General features: G+C 60.0%; 14 protein-coding genes. 11 read left to right on the top strand and 3 right to left on the bottom strand.

Annotation, left to right across the window (positions count from 1 at the left end):
- Positions 1-253 precede the first annotated feature (253 nt).
- Positions 254-1240 carry a helix-turn-helix transcriptional regulator gene (locus G5179_RS02640; RefSeq protein ID WP_005339987.1) on the top strand — a complete coding sequence of 329 codons (987 nt, stop codon included), beginning with the start codon at positions 254-256 and terminating at the stop codon, positions 1238-1240.
- 854 nt (positions 1241-2094) lie between these two features.
- Here G5179_RS02640 and G5179_RS02635 read toward each other — a convergent pair.
- Positions 2095-2406, bottom strand: coding sequence for a DUF1145 domain-containing protein (locus tag G5179_RS02635; RefSeq protein WP_042052536.1), 312 nt, complete (start codon positions 2404-2406; stop codon positions 2095-2097).
- Positions 2390-3019: a 16S rRNA (guanine(966)-N(2))-methyltransferase RsmD gene (rsmD, locus tag G5179_RS02630; RefSeq protein WP_124930360.1), complete on the bottom strand. Its 630-nt coding sequence runs from the start codon at positions 3017-3019 to the stop codon at positions 2390-2392. The genes G5179_RS02635 and rsmD overlap by 17 nt, the downstream gene beginning before the upstream one ends.
- A 110-nt stretch (positions 3020-3129) precedes the next feature.
- Here rsmD and ftsY point away from each other — a divergent pair, with 110 nt between their 5' ends.
- From ftsY to hutH, 10 genes are all read left to right on the top strand, one after another.
- A complete protein-coding gene (gene ftsY, locus G5179_RS02625) occupies positions 3130-5043 on the top strand; it encodes a signal recognition particle-docking protein FtsY (protein ID WP_421257820.1) in 1914 nt (637 codons plus the stop codon).
- 89 nt (positions 5044-5132) lie between these two features.
- Positions 5133-5801, top strand: coding sequence for a cell division ATP-binding protein FtsE (gene ftsE / locus G5179_RS02620; RefSeq protein ID WP_005339995.1), 669 nt, complete (start codon positions 5133-5135; stop codon positions 5799-5801).
- Entirely contained in the window at positions 5801-6754 is a 954-nt protein-coding gene (gene ftsX / locus G5179_RS02615) for a permease-like cell division protein FtsX (RefSeq protein ID WP_005342860.1), read from the top strand. The genes ftsE and ftsX overlap by 1 nt, the downstream gene beginning before the upstream one ends.
- A 451-nt stretch (positions 6755-7205) precedes the next feature.
- Positions 7206-8060 carry an RNA polymerase sigma factor RpoH gene (gene rpoH, locus G5179_RS02610; protein ID WP_005339997.1) on the top strand — a complete coding sequence of 285 codons (855 nt, stop codon included), beginning with the start codon at positions 7206-7208 and terminating at the stop codon, positions 8058-8060.
- Between the two features lie 125 nt (positions 8061-8185).
- Positions 8186-8845 (top strand): carbonate dehydratase, encoded by a 660-nt coding sequence (can, locus tag G5179_RS02605; RefSeq protein ID WP_005339998.1) that lies wholly within the window; start codon positions 8186-8188, stop codon positions 8843-8845.
- Positions 8846-8856: 11 nt separating this feature from the next.
- A complete protein-coding gene (gene hutC, locus G5179_RS02600; RefSeq protein ID WP_110304222.1) occupies positions 8857-9561 on the top strand; it encodes a histidine utilization repressor in 705 nt (234 codons plus the stop codon).
- A 154-nt stretch (positions 9562-9715) separates the two neighbouring features.
- A complete protein-coding gene (hutI, locus tag G5179_RS02595; RefSeq protein ID WP_421257819.1) occupies positions 9716-10951 on the top strand; it encodes an imidazolonepropionase in 1236 nt (411 codons plus the stop codon).
- The gene (gene hutG / locus G5179_RS02590) at positions 10944-11888 is read left to right on the top strand and encodes a formimidoylglutamase (protein ID WP_421257818.1); all 945 of its coding nucleotides are present in this window, start codon (positions 10944-10946) and stop codon (positions 11886-11888) included. The genes hutI and hutG overlap by 8 nt, the downstream gene beginning before the upstream one ends.
- 53 nt (positions 11889-11941) lie before the next feature.
- The gene (gene hutU, locus G5179_RS02585) at positions 11942-13651 is read left to right on the top strand and encodes a urocanate hydratase (protein ID WP_421257817.1); all 1710 of its coding nucleotides are present in this window, start codon (positions 11942-11944) and stop codon (positions 13649-13651) included.
- 4 nt (positions 13652-13655) lie between these two features.
- A complete protein-coding gene (hutH, locus tag G5179_RS02580; RefSeq protein ID WP_421257816.1) occupies positions 13656-15188 on the top strand; it encodes a histidine ammonia-lyase in 1533 nt (510 codons plus the stop codon).
- Positions 15189-15333: 145 nt separating this feature from the next.
- Here the strand turns inward: hutH and G5179_RS02575 are convergent, their stop codons facing one another.
- A complete protein-coding gene (locus G5179_RS02575) occupies positions 15334-16431 on the bottom strand; it encodes a calcium:proton antiporter (RefSeq protein ID WP_421257815.1) in 1098 nt (365 codons plus the stop codon).
- Between the last annotated feature and the right edge of the window lie 254 nt (positions 16432-16685).

Here is a 16685-nt window from a genome sequence, read left to right as displayed (position 1 = left end):
TCAAAAGAAAAGATTCAGAAAAATCCTAAGCCCCTCTATGTTAGCCTGCCTCTCCATTTAGTTTTCTTCGATGCGCTTAGCTTGTCTGAAAACGTCAAGTTAGCCGTTTTTATTCATATTTTTTCTTAAAAATCAAATGCATGTGTAGTTTTGTATGAAAATGGCGACAGTTGTCGCTACAAAACTTACGACATAGACTGTCGCAAGTTGCGACTAGCATACAGTCAACGCTAAACCAGTGAAGGCATGCACCATGAGTAAGAAGCTGTTACGACAACTGACCTTGGCGCGTTGCATCCCGCACCGCCCTTACAAGCTGACCGCCAGCCAACTTCAGGTAAAACTGGAAGAGGAAGGCATCCATGTCAGTCTGCGTACCGTGCAACGGGACCTGGAGGAGATGTCCGGCATGGGACTGTTCGACCTCACCTCGGACGAGCGCAGCAAACCCCATGGCTGGTGCTTCGAGCGCCACGGCCTCAACGACTTTGCCAATATCATGCCGCTCTCGCTGGCGGTGGCCCTGAAAACCTGGAGTGATCAGGCGAGCCAACTGTTGCCGGCGAGTGTACTGACTGAATTGAATCCGCTGGTCGACAAGGCGAGCCAGGTGATCCGCGACAGCCAGAGTGAACTGGCCGAACGCTGGCTGGAGAGTGTCCACCAGTCACCGCGCCCGTTTGCCGGCAACCCGGAGATCCGTCGCAGCACCCTGATCCGCGATGCGCTCTGGCGTGGTCGCAAGTTCAGTGCCGAGATCCAGCGCGTGATCAAAGAGCGCACCGTGTGGCTCTGCTACGACCGTATCAACCCGCTCGGCATTCTCAATCAGCCGGACGGGCCGATCCTGCTCTGCACACTATCCGAGCTGGATCCCAAGGTTTACGGCATCCCGTTTGACCATATCAAGAACGTGGAGCTGACCAACTTCAGCGCCACCCAGCCGAAGGATTTCAATATCCAGAAGCTGATCCGCGATCAGGGCTATCAGGATGTGAGCGGCCCGATCCGCTTCGTCGGCCGGATCGATGCCAACAGCCAGTCGCTGGTGGATAACCAGATCCCCGGCAACAATCCACGCATGACCCGCTATGACAAGCGCAGCGTGGTGGTGGAGACCGAAGTGCAGGACACCCCGGAGTTTCGCAGCTGGTTGAACAACATCGGCGGTGAACTGGAGGTGCTGGCACCGGAATCGTTGCGCAAGGCCTATCTCAATCCGGCCAACCGCTTGAGCTGATTAAAAAATTGGAATGTTGAAGAGTCGAGCCTGGTCTCGGCTCTTTTTTTGCGGTTTTTTTAAGCATATTTATTCAACTAATTTTTAAGTCTTAACGTCAGGATTGAACCGTTTTCCTGCCCCGTTTTTGGGGGGCGAAACCCGTGTAAGAGATCTGCCATAGCGACTGTAAGAGGCTGGCGCTTTGAGCCGTACGCGAAGCCATGCCAGAATGATCGAAATTTCCCGTGAAACTAAATAAATAACTGATATTAAAGGGTTAGTTTTTAAGTTTGTTTTTTGGGATGAGAGCTGCATCGGATCTTTATCATCGGATGGCCCTTGTTCGGGGGGCGCATTTCCTTAGTATGGGTCTCACAAGGACGGAGCTGGTCCGGCAGGATGCAGGGCAGCGCATAAAGATGGAATAGTCCGCAGGATGTGGACAAGGAACACCTCAGGATGAGCTCGATAATCAGGATGATTATCGTTACGGATGAATAAAGGAACACCGCGGGATGCGGCAGGACACTCTCGGGATGGGAGTAGAACGAACGGAACCTCGTTCTTCAGGATGAACAGGACCTCGCCGGATGCGAGAGGAATACTTCAGGATGAAGTGAGATAACCCGGATGGTTATCTGTCAGGAAGACGCAAGGAACCCCACAGGACGTGGTAATGGACACCTCCAGGATGGAGACAGGGAAGCAGTTCAGGATGAATTGCCAGGCCAGGAACGCCGCAGGACACGCCAACGGATTGGAAAGGGGATATTCCAAAGGATTAGGATAACGTCAGGGATTGCAGGGAGCATTGCAGTTCTACGGACAGGACGACACGACTCTAGGGGACGGCTACCGCCGTCCCCTTTTCTTTATGGTTTGTCCGAGAGATTGCCGCGCTGGGCGGCGTTGACGATCTCTTGCAGGCGCTGACGAATGTCGACCATGCCAAACACGCCAAATATCAGCACAGTGACAAACTCGGCCTTGGTGACAGCGAAGTAGCGTTTGCAAGCTGCCTTGATCATGCTGGCCTGCAGCCAGTGCAGCAGGGCGACGATCACGCCGCAGACCGGCAGAAAGCCGTTGAGTTTGCCGGGCAGCGGGGCAATCAGGCTCATCAGCACACCAAACCAGAAGAACAATATCAGCCCCATCGCCAACAGATTAAAGACTCGCTTCATTGTTTACCTCCCTTAGATAGAGTTGATAGCAGACCTGACCGGCTTGTTTGTCCTTGAGTAGTTGCCAGCTGGCGGGCAGCGCCAGATCGGCCATCTCCTTCTCCCGCTCCAGATAGATGAGGGCGTCCGCTGCCAGCCAGCCGCGCTGCTCCAGCAGTTCGCACACTTGCGGCAGCAGCTCGCGGCGAAACGGCGGATCGAGGAACACCAGATCAAACGGCGTGGCCGGGCCTTGCAGCCAGCTCACTGCATCTGACTGGATCACCTGACCCTGACTGCTGCCGAGAGCGGTCAGGTTCTTCTTGATCTGGTCGGCGGCCCCTTTGTCCATTTCGATCAGGGTCACCTGCTCGGCATAGCGCGACAGCGCCTCCAGTCCGAGTCCGCCGCTGCCGGCAAACAGATCCAGGCAGCGGGTGCCGCGAATATGGGGGGCCAGCCAGTTGAAGATGGTTTCCTTGACGCGATCCGTGGTGGGTCTGAGCCCCTCCACATCCTTGACCGGCAATTTGCGGCCTCGCCACTGGCCGCTGATGATTCTTACAAAGCCCGATTTTCCTTGCGGGGCAGGACTCTTGCTCGGGTTGCTACGGCTGGATTTCACTCTGGGCATCGCGTTTCATCGTCAGAAAATAAAGTGGTAGTATAAGGCGGTTCATTTTTATGCCGACCCGCCAAGGGACGGCTATCTTAGCAGTCAGCCTTTGATGTGAGTATTTTTAGATGGCAAAAGGTTTGTTTTCCTGGCTGGGTTTCGGCCGCAAGAAAGAAGAGGCTGAGGCTGTCCAACCACAGACACCCCAAGCCACCCCCGTTACCGTTGAGCCCGAGGTCACTGCTACCCCCGCTCCCGTTTCCGATACCACTGTTTCCGATAGTACGCCGGCCGTTGCCCCCGAAGTGCCTGCCAGCGCACAGAATTCCGTTTTGCAAGATGATTGCTGCCTGCCGACCGAGCTGGACGACCACGGCCCACTGGTGGTGGAGGAGTGCGCTTCCGATTTGGAGCCGGTGATCGTCAACGAAGCGCTGATCGCCGAAGAGGAGCGTGCCGCTGAAGCCGCTCGCTCTGCCGCAGAAGCGCAAGCCGCTGAGGTCAAGGCAGCCGAAGAGGCTCGTATTGCTGCCGAAGCTCGCGCTGCGGAAGAGGCACGTATCGCTGCCGAAGCCCGCGCTGCAGAGGAGGCTCGTATTGCTGCCGAGGCTCGCGCTGCAGAAGATGCTCGTATCGCCGCCGAGGCTCGCGCTGCAGAAGATGCTCGTATCGCCGCCGAAGCTCGCGCCGCAGAAGAATCTCGCATTGCCGCCGAGGCTCGCGTCGCGGAAGAATCTCGCATTGCCGCCGAGGCTCGCGCTGCAGAGGAGGCTCGTATTGCCGCCGAAGCCCGTGCTGCGGAAGAGGCTCGTATTGCCGCTGAAGCCCGTGCGGCTGAAGAGGCTCGTATTGCTGCTGAAGCTCGCGCTGCGGAAGAGGCTCGTATTGCTGCCGAAGCCCGTGCTGCGGAAGAAGCTCGCATTGCTGCTGAAGCTCGCGCCGCGGAAGAAGCTCGCATTGCCGCTGAAGCTCAGGCTGCGGAAGAAGCCCGTATCGCCAAAGAGGCCCAGCGAGCGGAAGATATGCGCCTGGTCGCCGCGATGGAGGCTGAGGCTGCCGCACTGGCTGCCCTGCCGTTGGCCGCCAAGGTGGACGACGACACCCAGGACAAACCGCAGCGGGAGGGCTTCTTTGCTCGCCTCAAACGCAGTCTGGTTCGCACCAAGGAGAATATCGGTTCCGGTTTCTTCGGCCTGTTCCGTGGCAAGAAGATCGACGATGAGCTCTTTGAAGAGCTGGAAACCCAGCTGCTGACCGCCGATCTCGGTGTGGATACCACCACTCGTATCATCGAGGGGCTGGTGCAGCACGCGGATCGCAAGCAGCTCAAGGATGCCGAGGCGCTCTACGGTTTGCTCAAACAGGATATGGGCGAGATGCTGGCCAAGGTCGAGCAGCCGCTGGTGATCGACACCATCAAGAAGCCTTATGTGATCCTGATGGTCGGCGTGAACGGCGTAGGCAAGACCACCACCATCGGCAAGCTGGCCAAGCAGTTCCAGGCCGAGGGCAAGAGCGTGATGCTGGCGGCGGGTGACACCTTCCGTGCCGCTGCGGTCGAACAGCTGCAGGTTTGGGGCCAGCGCAACAACATTCCGGTGATTGCCCAGCACACTGGCGCCGATTCCGCTTCTGTCATTTATGACGCTATCGAGGCCGCCCGCTCCCGCGGGGCTGACGTGCTGATCGCCGACACCGCCGGTCGCCTGCAGAACAAGAGCAACCTGATGGAGGAGCTCAAGAAGGTGGTGCGGGTGATGAAGAAGCTGGATGAAGAGGCGCCCCACGAGATCATGCTGACGCTGGATGCCGGCACTGGCCAGAACGCCCTGAGCCAGGCCAAGCTGTTCAGCGAGGCAGTGGGCCTGACCGGTATCACCCTCACCAAGCTGGATGGCACCGCCAAGGGCGGCGTCATCTTTGCGGTGGCCGACAAGTTCCAGATCCCGATCCGCTATATCGGGGTGGGCGAGGGGATCGACGATCTGCGTCCCTTCGTTGCCAACGACTTCATCGAGGCGCTCTTCAGCCGCGATGAATAAGTCCGGCCGTGATGAGTCAGCTCTGCCGTGATGAGTAAGTGTTCCATGCCCCGACTCCGGTCGGGGTTTGTCAATTTCAGGGAACCGTTATGATTCGTTTTGACAAGGTCAGCAAGGTATACAGCGGCGGCCATCAGGCGCTGCAAAAGGTCAGCTTTCACCTGCGCAAGGGAGAGATGGCCTTTCTGACCGGGCACTCGGGGGCGGGTAAGAGTACCCTCCTCAAACTGATCAGCGTGATGGAGCGTCCGACCGATGGTCGCGTCTTCTTTCATGGTGATGATGTCAGCCATATCCAGCGCAGCCAGATCCCCTATGTTCGCCGCCAGATCGGGATGATCTTTCAGGATCACCGCCTGCTGATGGACCGCACCGTGTTTGACAACGTGGCGCTGCCGCTGGTGATCGATGGCTACAGCCACGCCGATATCAACAAGCGCGTGGCGGCGGCGCTGGACAAGGTGGGGCTGCTCGGCAAGGAGCGTTACCAGCCGCGGATGCTCTCCGGGGGTGAACAGCAGCGGGTCGGCATCGCCCGTGCCATCGTCAACAAGCCGCCGCTGCTGCTGGCGGATGAACCGACCGGCAACCTGGATCCCCAGCTCTCCATGGATATCATGCGGCTATTTCAGGAGTTCAACAATTTTGGGGTCTCTGTACTGATTGCTACTCACGATCTGGGGCTGATCGCCCGCATGCGCTATCGCACCCTGACCCTCAAGGCGGGTCGCATGTATTCGGCCGGGGAGGAGCTCTGATGGCTATTGTTCGTCATAAACAACCACCGCTGCGTCGTCTGATGATGTACGGGGTTGACCATGTGCGGCAGGCGTTTGCCAGTCTCGGGGAGCTGTGGCGAAATCCGCTCGCCTCCCTGATGACGCTGGCGGTGCTCGGTGTCAGTCTGGCGTTGCCCTCCTGCTTCCACGTATTGTTGAAAAACGCCGAGGTGGTGGAGGGGAGCTGGCAGAACAGCTCCCAGATCTCCCTATATCTGCGCAAGGATCTGCCGGAGCAGAGCATTCTCGATCTGCAGCACAGGATCCTGCTCTATCCCGAGGTGGATTCGGTCACCTACCTGAGCCGTGACGATGCGTTGCGGGAGTTTCGCGAGATCTCCGGTTTCGGCGATGCCCTCGATTATCTGGACAGCAACCCGCTACCGCCGGTGCTGAGCGTCATTCCGGATCCGCGCTGGCAGAATCCGGAAGGGGCCGCCGAGTTGCTCGGCAAGCTAAACAATGAGGATGGGGTCGAGCAGGGCAAGCTGGATCTGCAGTGGCTGACCCGCCTGCAGGGGATCATGAACCTGCTGCGTCACACCATTACCGGTATCGCCGTGCTGCTGCTCTCCGCCGTGCTGCTGATCGTCGGCAACACCCTGCGTCTCAACATCCTCAACCAGCGTTCAGAGATCGAGGTGCTCAAGCTGGTGGGGGCAACCGATGCCTTCATCCATCGCCCTTTCCTCTATACCGGCATCTGGTTCGGGGTGATCGGCGGCATGCTGGCATGGTGGCTGACCGAGGTGATGGTGATCTGGAGCGAAGGGGTGGTGAAGGAGCTTGCGGGCTTGTATAACAGTAACTTCCGGCTGGTTGGCATGGGTCTGGTAGATGGGGTGAACCTGATCCTGCTGGGGGCCTTGCTGGGGCTGATTGCTTCCTGGTTTTCGGTTCATCGTCACATTCGAGATATAGAGCCATCCTGATTAATTTATTATCAAAGTAAATCGCTGGATTTTGAGAGGTGGATCAAGTAAAAGAGGCTCCGTTTCTGGCTTGGCCCCCATAGTCAGAGTATTCTGAATAACAATGATCTTCCGGATCTTCGCTAGATCCAGTGAACCTTCTGATTTATAAGCAGTCTATTAAAGCTGAAGCATTTATACGGGTGTGGCCCCTCTGCCTTGCTCGTCAGACTTGGCAAGCATGTGAAGGTTGCGAGCTCCGCAACAATGGACTTAGCATGCTACTTTTCGGGGGTCCTTCATTGTGACCCCCTTTTTTTGACTGTTCATTCATGATTCATCCTGCAGGCTTAAGATAAGCCGGTCTAAAACTGGGCATGTTCTTTGATACACGCCGCAGAATGGCATCCGGTCAGTAGACAGACCCTCTCAGGGTGTTAGACTGATTCGATTGAAAAGTAAGAGGTAACAGATGGGAACTTCATTGCAGCGCACTATGGCTCTGATTCCGCAAGGTAGTCTGGAAGGCTATATCCAGGCAGTAAACTCTATTCCTGTGCTGAGCGCAGAGGAAGAGCGTGAACTGGCTGAGCGTTTGCAGCAGGATGGCGATCTCGAGGCTGCCCGTCAGCTGGTTATGTCGCACCTGCGCTTTGTCGTTCATGTCGCCAAGAGTTATGCCGGTTACGGTCTGCCTCAGGCCGATCTGGTACAGGAAGGCAACATCGGCCTGATGAAGGCGGTCAAGCGCTTCGACCCGACGGTCGGCGTGCGTCTGGTCTCCTTTGCCGTGCACTGGATCAAGGCCGAAATCCACGAATATGTCCTGCGCAACTGGCGCATGGTCAAGGTGGCGACCACCAAGGCCCAGCGCAAGCTCTTCTTCAACCTGCGCAAATCCAAAAAGCGTCTGGGCTGGCTGAACCACGAAGAGGTTCAGGCCGTGGCGGCCGATCTCGGCGTTTCTGCCGCTGACGTGACCGAGATGGAAGCGCGGATGGCCAACTACGATCAGGCGTTCGATCTGGTTGGTGATGATGAGGAAGAGGGCGGCTTCGCACCGGTTCACTATCTGGAGGACAAATCCTCCGATCTGGCCGCGACCATCGAGAACGACAACTGGGACGATCACGCGACCCGTCGCCTGAGCTCGGCCCTCGCCACCCTGGATGAGCGCAGCCAACACATCATCCGTGCCCGCTGGCTCGATGATGACAGCAAGACCACTCTGCAGGAGCTGGCCGATACCTACGGTGTCTCCGCCGAGCGTGTGCGTCAGCTTGAGAAAAACGCACTCAAGAAGCTGAAAGATGCCATGGAAGCCTGATGCTTCCTCTCATAAAAACAGGGCCTGATGGCCCTGTTTTTGTTTCGCAGGGATCTGGTCGGCCTTGCTTTGGTTACCCTTGAGTGTGTTATGTTGCCGCCACTGCCACATTAGGGAGAGCAGAAGTGAAACTGTTGAACGACCTGTTTACCAACAACCGTGAGTGGGCCGAACGGATCAAGGCGGAAGATCCCGCTTTCTTTGCCACTCTTTCTGCCCAGCAGGCCCCCGAATACCTCTGGATCGGTTGTTCCGACAGCCGGGTCCCCGCCAACCAGCTGATGGGCTTGCTGCCGGGGGATGTCTTCGTCCACCGCAACGTCGCCAATCTGGTGGTACATACCGATTTCAACTGCCTCTCGGTGCTGCAATACGCGGTCGAGGTGCTCAAGGTGAAGCACATAATTGTCTGCGGCCACTATGGCTGCGGCGGGGTCAAGGCGGCGATGCAGAATCAGGAGCTGGGGCTCATCGACAACTGGCTGCGCAACATCAAGGATGTCTACTTCAAATATGGTGAAGAGCTCGAGGCCATCGAGGATGAGCATGAGCGCTTCGACTACCTGTGCGAGCTGAACGTGGCAGAGCAGGTCGCCAATGTCTGCCACACCACCATCATCCAGAATGCCTGGCGCAAGGGGCAGGAGCTGGCGGTGCATGGCTGGATCTACGGAATTAAAGACGGTCTGCTGCACGATCTCGATCTCTGCATCAGCGGCCCGGATCAGATCCCCGATGTCTATCGCGCCTGGCCGGACATGCGTCCGCCCCACCGTCGGCGCTAGGGAGCTTCATGGTGGCGCCAGCCCTCTATCTGCAGATCAAGCAGCACATTCTGGACGGGATCCGCGAACGCCACTATCAGGCGGGAGACAGGATCCCGACCGAAGCGGCCCTGTGCGAGCAGTTCACCGTGAGCCGGATGACGGTTAACCGGGCGCTGCGGGAGCTGGTGGCGGAAGGTTGGCTGGTGCGTACCGCCGGTTCCGGTAGCTTCGTGGCGGACAGGCGCACCGAATCGCCGCTGCTGGCTATTCGCAATATTGCCGACGAGATCGCCGAGCGTGGCAGCGAGTACAGCGCCCGGGTGATCCGGCTACAGCGACTGGCTGCCGACGAGAAGGTGGCGGTACAACTGGGGCTACGGGTTGGCGCCCCCATCTTTCACAGCCTGATCGTCCATCAGGCTGATGGGGAGCCGTTGCAATTGGAGGAACGCTTCGTCGATGCCGGGCGCTTGCCGTGCTATGGCGAGCAGGATTTTACCCAACAGACCCCCAACCGCTATCTGATGGATATCTGCCCCCTCTCCGAGATGGAGCACGTGGTGGAAGCCGTGCTGCCCAGCGCCGGTGAGGCGGGATTGTTGCAGATCCGCGTAGATTCCCCCTGCCTGTTGTTGCACCGGCGTACCTGGTCGGAGGGGCATCTGGTCTCCTACGCCCGTTTGCTCTCCCCCGGTTCCCGCTACAAGCTCAGCTCCAAGACTCAGTTGGAGTAAATGTATATACAACTCGATTTTGCAAAGCCCACCTCCTGGTGGGCTTTTTTGTGTTTAAACTCTAAGTTTGATGCTGTTATCAGGATGTGAACTTCGCTCTTTCTTTCGTCATAGAGATCGATTATAAGAATATGTATATACATTTGAGGTCGCTATGAACAAGGAACTGTTGAACTGCGAGCGGGTCTGGCTCAACGTGACACCCGCCACCCTGAATGATGAGCTGGCCGACTACGGCCTGCTGCCGCTCCACGCCATCGGCGTGCAGGATGGCAAGATCCACGCGCTGTTGCCGATGGCCGAGTTGAAGGGGCCGTATCCCGCTCACTGGCAGGATATGCGGGGCAAGCTGGTCACCCCCGGCCTTATCGATTGTCACACCCATCTGGTCTTTGCTGGCAGCCGTGCCGAGGAGTTCGAACTGCGCCAGCAGGGAGTGCCCTATGCCGAGATCGCCCGTCGGGGCGGCGGCATCATCAGCACGGTGCGCGCCACCCGCGAGGCCTGCGAGGATCAGCTCTTTGAGCTGGCGTTGCCGAGGGTGAAATCCCTGATCCGGGAAGGGGTCACCACGGTGGAGATCAAGTCCGGCTATGGCCTGACGCTGGCGGACGAGCTGAAGATGCTGCGGGTGGCCCGCCGACTGGGAGAGGCGTTGCCGATCCGGGTCAAGACCACTTTGCTGGCGGCCCATGCGGTGCCGCCGGAGTATCGCGATGACCCTGACAGCTGGGTCGAGACCATCTGTCAGGAGATTATCCCGGCCGCTGCCAAAGCGGGCCTGGCCGATGCGGTGGACGTCTTCTGCGAGCATATAGGCTTCTCGTTGGCCCAGACCGAGCAGGTCTATCTGGCGGCGGATCAGTACGGCCTGCCGGTGAAGGGGCACATGGATCAGCTCTCCAATCTCGGTGGCAGCACCCTCGCTGCCAACTTTGGCGCCCTCTCGGTGGATCATCTGGAGTATCTGGATCCGGAAGGGATCTTGGCGCTGGCCCACCGTGGCGTGGTCGCCACCCTGCTGCCCACCGCCTTCTATTTTCTCAAAGAGACCAAACTGCCGCCGGTCGCCGCGCTGCGCAAGACGGGGGTGGCGATGGCGGTTTCCTCCGACATCAACCCGGGCACGGCCCCCATCGTCTCGCTTCGGATGGCGATGAACATGGCCTGTACCCTGTTTGGTCTGACTCCGGTGGAGGCGATGGTCGGGGTGACCCGCCACGCCGCCAAAGCGCTTGGCGAGCAGGATCGCCTTGGTCAGCTCAGGGTGGGGATGGCGGCCGATTTCCTGATCTGGCACTGCGCCCATCCGGCTGAGTTGAGCTACATGGTCGGCGTCGATCAGCTGGCAGGCCGCATTTTCAACGGCGAGGAGACCCTCCATGGATAAGTTCAACCCGATCGACATGTCGCTCTGGCAGGGGCGGCAGGATCCGGAAGATGGTGAACTGGCACTGCGCTGGCATGACAAGATGCTGCCCTGGACCGCCGGAGCACAAGAGACTGCCGGTGTAGTGCTGCTCGGTTTTGCCTGCGATGAAGGGGTACGCCGCAACAAGGGGCGTGTCGGTGCCGCCGGTGCGCCGCAAGCGGTGCGCAAGCTGCTGGCCAACACCGCTTGGCATCTGAGTCGCCCCGTCTACGATGGCGGGGATGTGAGCTGTACCGATGGGGATCTCGATGCCGCCCACGGCCGTCTGGCCGAGCGGGTCGCCTCTGCGCTCGATCTGGGCCACTTCCCGCTGGTGCTGGGGGGCGGCCACGAGGTGGCCTTCGGCAGTTGGAGCGGCCTCAACAGTCATCTGGGCGGCAGTGGCAGGGTCGGCATTATCAACCTCGATGCTCATTTTGACCTGCGCATGAAGCAGGAATTGGCAAGCTCCGGCACCCCCTTCTTCCAGATTGCCGAGCAGTGCGCCGCTCAGGGCACACCGTTTCACTACGCCTGCCTCGGGGTGGCCGAGACCGCCAATACCCAAGCCCTGTTTGCCCGTGCCAAGGGGCTGGGAGTGTGGCATGTGCTGGATGAGGCGATGACTCAGACCGGGCTGCCAGCCTTGCTAAGCGGGCTGGACGCCTTTATCGCCCATTGTGATCACCTCTATCTGACCATCGATCTCGACGTGCTGCCGGCGGCCGTGATGCCGGGAGTGAGCGCCCCCGCCGCCCGTGGAGTGGAGCTGGCGGTGATCGAACCGCTGATCGCCCATATCCGGGCCAGCGGCAAGCTCAGGCTTGCCGATCTGGCCGAGTACAACCCGACGCTGGATCAGGACAACCGCAGTGCCCGCGTGGCCGCGCGACTGGTTCATCTGTTGACCCGTTAACCCTTTGGCCGCCCGTCGCCGAAGGCACCCTATTGATACAACAAGGAGTGTGTATGTCTGTGCAACAGCAGGATCCCCGCCATGATCCGAACCGCGTGATCCGTGCCCCGCGCGGCACCGAACTGACCGCCAAGAGCTGGCTCACCGAAGCGCCGCTGCGGATGCTGATGAACAACCTGGATCCCGAGGTGGCCGAGCATCCCCAGTCGCTGGTGGTCTATGGCGGCATCGGTCGCGCCGCCCGCAACTGGGCCTGCTTTGACAAGATCGTCGAGGTGCTGACCCGGCTCGAGGAGGATCAGACCCTGCTGGTGCAATCCGGCAAGCCGGTCGGGGTGTTCCAGACCCACAAGGATGCGCCGCGGGTGCTGATCGCCAACTCCAATCTGGTGCCCCACTGGGCCAACTGGGAGCACTTCAACGAGCTCGATAAGAAAGGCTTGATGATGTACGGCCAGATGACTGCGGGTTCCTGGATCTACATCGGCACCCAGGGGATAGTGCAGGGCACCTACGAAACCTTTTTCGCGGTGGCCAACCAGCACTTCAACGGCTCGCCTGCGGGCCGCTGGATCCTCACCGGTGGGCTCGGCGGCATGGGCGGCGCCCAGCCGCTGGCTGCCACCATGGCCGGCTTCTCGATGATCGCCGTCGAGTGCGACGAGACCCGCATCGATTTTCGTCTGCGCACCCGTTATGTGGACAAGAAGGCTCACAGTCTGGATGAGGCGCTGGCCATGATCGAAGAGGCCAAACAGAGCGGCACCGCCATCTCCGTCGGTCTGCTCGGCAACGCCGCCGACGTTTTTGCCGAGCTGGTGGCCCGTGGCATCACCCCTGACGTGGTGACCGACCAGACCTCCGCCCACGACCCGGTGCACGGCTACCTGCCGCAGGGTTGGAGCGTGGCCAAGTGGCGCGAGCTGCAGCAGAGTGCCCCGCAGGAGGTGAATCTGGCCGCTCGTCGCTCCATGGCCCGTCAGGTGGAGGCGATGCTGACCCTGCAAGAGCGCGGCGCGGCGACTCTGGATTACGGCAACAACATTCGCCAGATGGCGCTGGAGGAGGGAGTGGCGAACGCCTTCGACTTCCCCGGCTTCGTCCCCGCCTACATTCGCCCGCTGTTTTGCGAGGGGATAGGCCCGTTCCGCTGGGTGGCCCTCTCCGGCGATCCGGAAGATATCTACAAGACAGATCAGAAGGTGAAAGAGCTGATCCCGGATGATCCTCACCTGCACAACTGGCTCGACATGGCCCGCGAGCGCATCGCGTTTCAGGGGCTGCCAGCGCGGATCTGCTGGGTCGGGGTCAAGGATCGGGTGCGGCTCGGTCTGGCCTTCAACGAGATGGTGAAAAACGGCGAGCTGAAAGCTCCCATCGTCATCGGCCGCGACCATCTGGATTCCGGCTCGGTGGCGAGCCCGAACCGCGAGACCGAGTCGATGATGGATGGCTCCGATGCCGTCTCCGACTGGCCGCTGCTCAACGCCCTGCTCAACACAGCTGGTGGCGCGACCTGGGTCTCCCTGCACCACGGCGGCGGGGTCGGTATGGGCTTCTCCCAGCACTCCGGCGTGGTGATCGTCTGTGACGGCTCCGATGACGCGGCCCGCCGCGTCGGTCGGGTGCTGCGCAACGATCCGGCCACCGGGGTGATGCGCCACGCGGATGCCGGCTACGAGATTGCCATCAACTGTGCCCATGAGGCGAAACTGGATCTGCCGATGATTGACGGCGCCAACGGTGTCAAAGGAAAGGTGTAACACCATGTTTAAATTGACTATTACTCCGGGCGAGCTGGATCTTGCCACCCTGCGCCGCGTCAGCCGCGAGCCGGTACATGTTTCACTGGATCCGGCCGCGCTGCCGGGGATCCACGCCTCCGCAGCTGTGGTTACCAAGGTGATCGAGCAGAACCGGGTGGTGTATGGCATCAACACCGGCTTTGGCCTGTTGGCCAACACCCGCATTCCGGTGGAGCAGCTGGACGAGCTTCAGCGCTCCATCGTGCTTTCCCACGCGGCAGGGATTGGCGAGTACATGGATGACGCTACCGTGCGGCTGATGATGGTGCTCAAGCTCAACTCGCTGGCGCGCGGCTTCTCCGGCATCCGACTGACGGTGCTTGAGGCCCTGATGACCCTCATCAACGCTGAAGTCTATCCGGTGGTGCCGAAGAAGGGATCCGTCGGTGCCTCCGGCGATCTGGCGCCGCTGGCTCATATGAGCTGCCTGCTGATCGGGGAGGGCAAGGCCCGCCACAAGGGCGAGCTGATCGATGCCGCTACAGCGCTGAAAATTGCCGGGCTCGAGCCTATCGCGCTGGCACCCAAAGAAGGATTGGCGCTGCTTAACGGCACTCAGGCGAGCACTGCCTTCGCGCTGGAAGGGTTGTTCCATGCCGAGGATCTCTACGCCGGTGCTATCACCATAGGTGCCATGAGCGTTGAAGCGGCGCTCGGCAGTCGTCGGCCGTTCGATGCCCGCATCCACGCGGTGCGCGGTCAGCGTGGCCAGATCGACGCGGCCGCCTGCTATCGCCACCTGCTGGTGGATGGCAGCGAGATCGGTATGTCCCATCACAACTGCGAGAAGGTGCAGGATCCCTACTCATTGCGCTGCCAGCCGCAAGTGATGGGGGCTTGCCTGACCCAGATCCGCCAGGCAGCCGAGGTGCTGGTGTGCGAGGCCAACGCGGTCTCCGACAACCCGCTGGTGTTTGCCGAGGATGAGGAGATCCTCTCCGGTGGCAACTTCCATGCCGAGCCGGTGGCCTTCGCGGCCGATAATCTGGCGCTGGCCATCGCCGAAATCGGGTCGCTGTCCGAGCGGCGCATGGCACTGCTGATTGACTCTCGGATGTCCGGTCTGCCGGCGTTTCTGGTCAACAACGGCGGGGTCAACTCCGGCTTTATGATTGCTCAGGTCACCTCGGCGGCGCTGGCCTCCGAGAACAAGACCCTGGCCCATCCCGCCTCGGTGGATAGTCTGCCTACGTCGGCCAATCAGGAGGATCACGTCTCCATGGCGACCTTCGCCGGTCGTCGATTGGCTGACATGGCCGAGAATACCCGCGGCATTCTGGCAGTCGAACTGCTGGCGGCGGCACAGGGGCTCGATTTCCGCGCGCCGCTGCGCAGTACCGAGCTGATCGAGCTGGCCAAGGGACGACTGCGGGCAGAGGTAAGCTTCTACGACAAGGACAGGTACTTCGCGCCGGATATCGAAGCGGCCGCCGCCCTGCTGGGCCGTGCCAGCTACAACGACCTGATCCCGGTCGGGGTACTGCCCAGCCTGTAAGCCTTGATCCCCCTTCTCTCCTGGCGGGAGAAGGGTGGGGGATGAGGGGGACGCCGCTTCACTGGCGCCGGTGAGGTCCGGGAGCCGATAACAAAAGACCGCCCAATCGGGCGGTCTTTGCGTGTCTGACGTTGGTTGAACGCAGTTATTCGTGTTCGAACATCAGGAACAGATAGACCACAAACAACACCAGATGGGTCGCACCATGGAGCACATTGGTGCGGCCGCTGCTGAAGGTCACTTTACAGACCATCAGGGTCGTGACCAGCAGCACCATATCAGCGGGGGAGAGGCCGAGGCGTACCTCCTGACCCAGCATGGAGCCGATAAAGAGCACGGCAGGCACGGTGAGGGCGATGGTGGCCAGCAAAGAGCCGAAGTAGAGGTTCATTGCCCGCTGCAGCTGGTTGTTGAAGGCCGCCTTGATGGCGCCGACTGCTTCGGGTGCCAGCACGATACAGGCGACGATAAAGCCGCCCAGTGCGGCGGGTGCGTCCATCACATGCACTCCGTAGTTGATGGGGATGGCCAGGGTCTTGGCCAGCAGGATCACCACCAGCAGGTAGGCGAGCAGCAGGATGGTGTGATAGACGTTGCTCTGCAGCGGGCCGTGGTGCTCCTCGTAATCCTCGTGATCGCTGTCGACGAAGAAGTGGCTGTGGCTGCGGGTCTGGATGAGCAGAAAGACCCCGTAGAGCAGGATCGAGATGATGATCAGCATCCACGACATGGCGCGCGACATACTGCCGATTGCACCGCCCTCGGTGAAGTTGGGCAGTACCAGACAGAGCAGGGCCAGCGGGATAATGGCCACCAGATAGGATTTCACTCCGTCCAGATTGAAGCTCTGGGTGTGGTAGCGCCAGCCGCCAAACAGCAGGGTGAAGCCCACCAGACCGGTACTCACCAGCATCACTACCGCAAACATGGTATCGCGGGCCATGGTGGGGTTGGGCTCGCCGGTCAGCATCACCGAGGAGATCATCACCACCTCCAGCGAGATGACCGAGAGGGTGAGGATCAGGGTGCCGAAGGGCTCGCCCAGCTTGATGGCGAGGGCATCGGAGTGGCGCACCACCGAAAAGATGGCCCAGGTGACGATGGCTAGTAGTGCCGCCGAAACAGGAAGATAGATCCCGAGCGGAGTTGTCTCTGTCAGCAGGTCGCTCCCGATCGTCTTGAAAAAGAGTAGGGTCAGCAGGCCGACGGGCAGGGCAATCTCTTGCCGGATAAATGTCTTCATTGGCAATGGTTCTCATCTCGGGACGGCGCTGGCCGACAGGGATTGATGGGAGGCGTGCGTGAAGGTGCTCACGGTAGCCGAATGCTTATGATAAGGGTTCCATCCTCTCAGGGGCAGATCATTTTGTTGCTGAATGTAAATGGTGGTTCAAGGGCGATGAGCCAGGTCGTGGCAGAGGCTGTGGGAGTGTCAGCCTCTGTGCAAAAGGGTGCGTGTGCTCCCGGTGGGGGGAGCCCTGCCAGCGCTGGCCTGTG

This window comes from Aeromonas sp. 600886 (genome assembly GCF_049174935.1).
GTDB lineage: Bacteria > Pseudomonadota > Gammaproteobacteria > Enterobacterales > Aeromonadaceae > Aeromonas > Aeromonas veronii_A.
The sequence above is the reverse complement of the archived record's forward strand: the minus strand, read 5'-3'. Positions and strand labels throughout refer to the sequence as shown.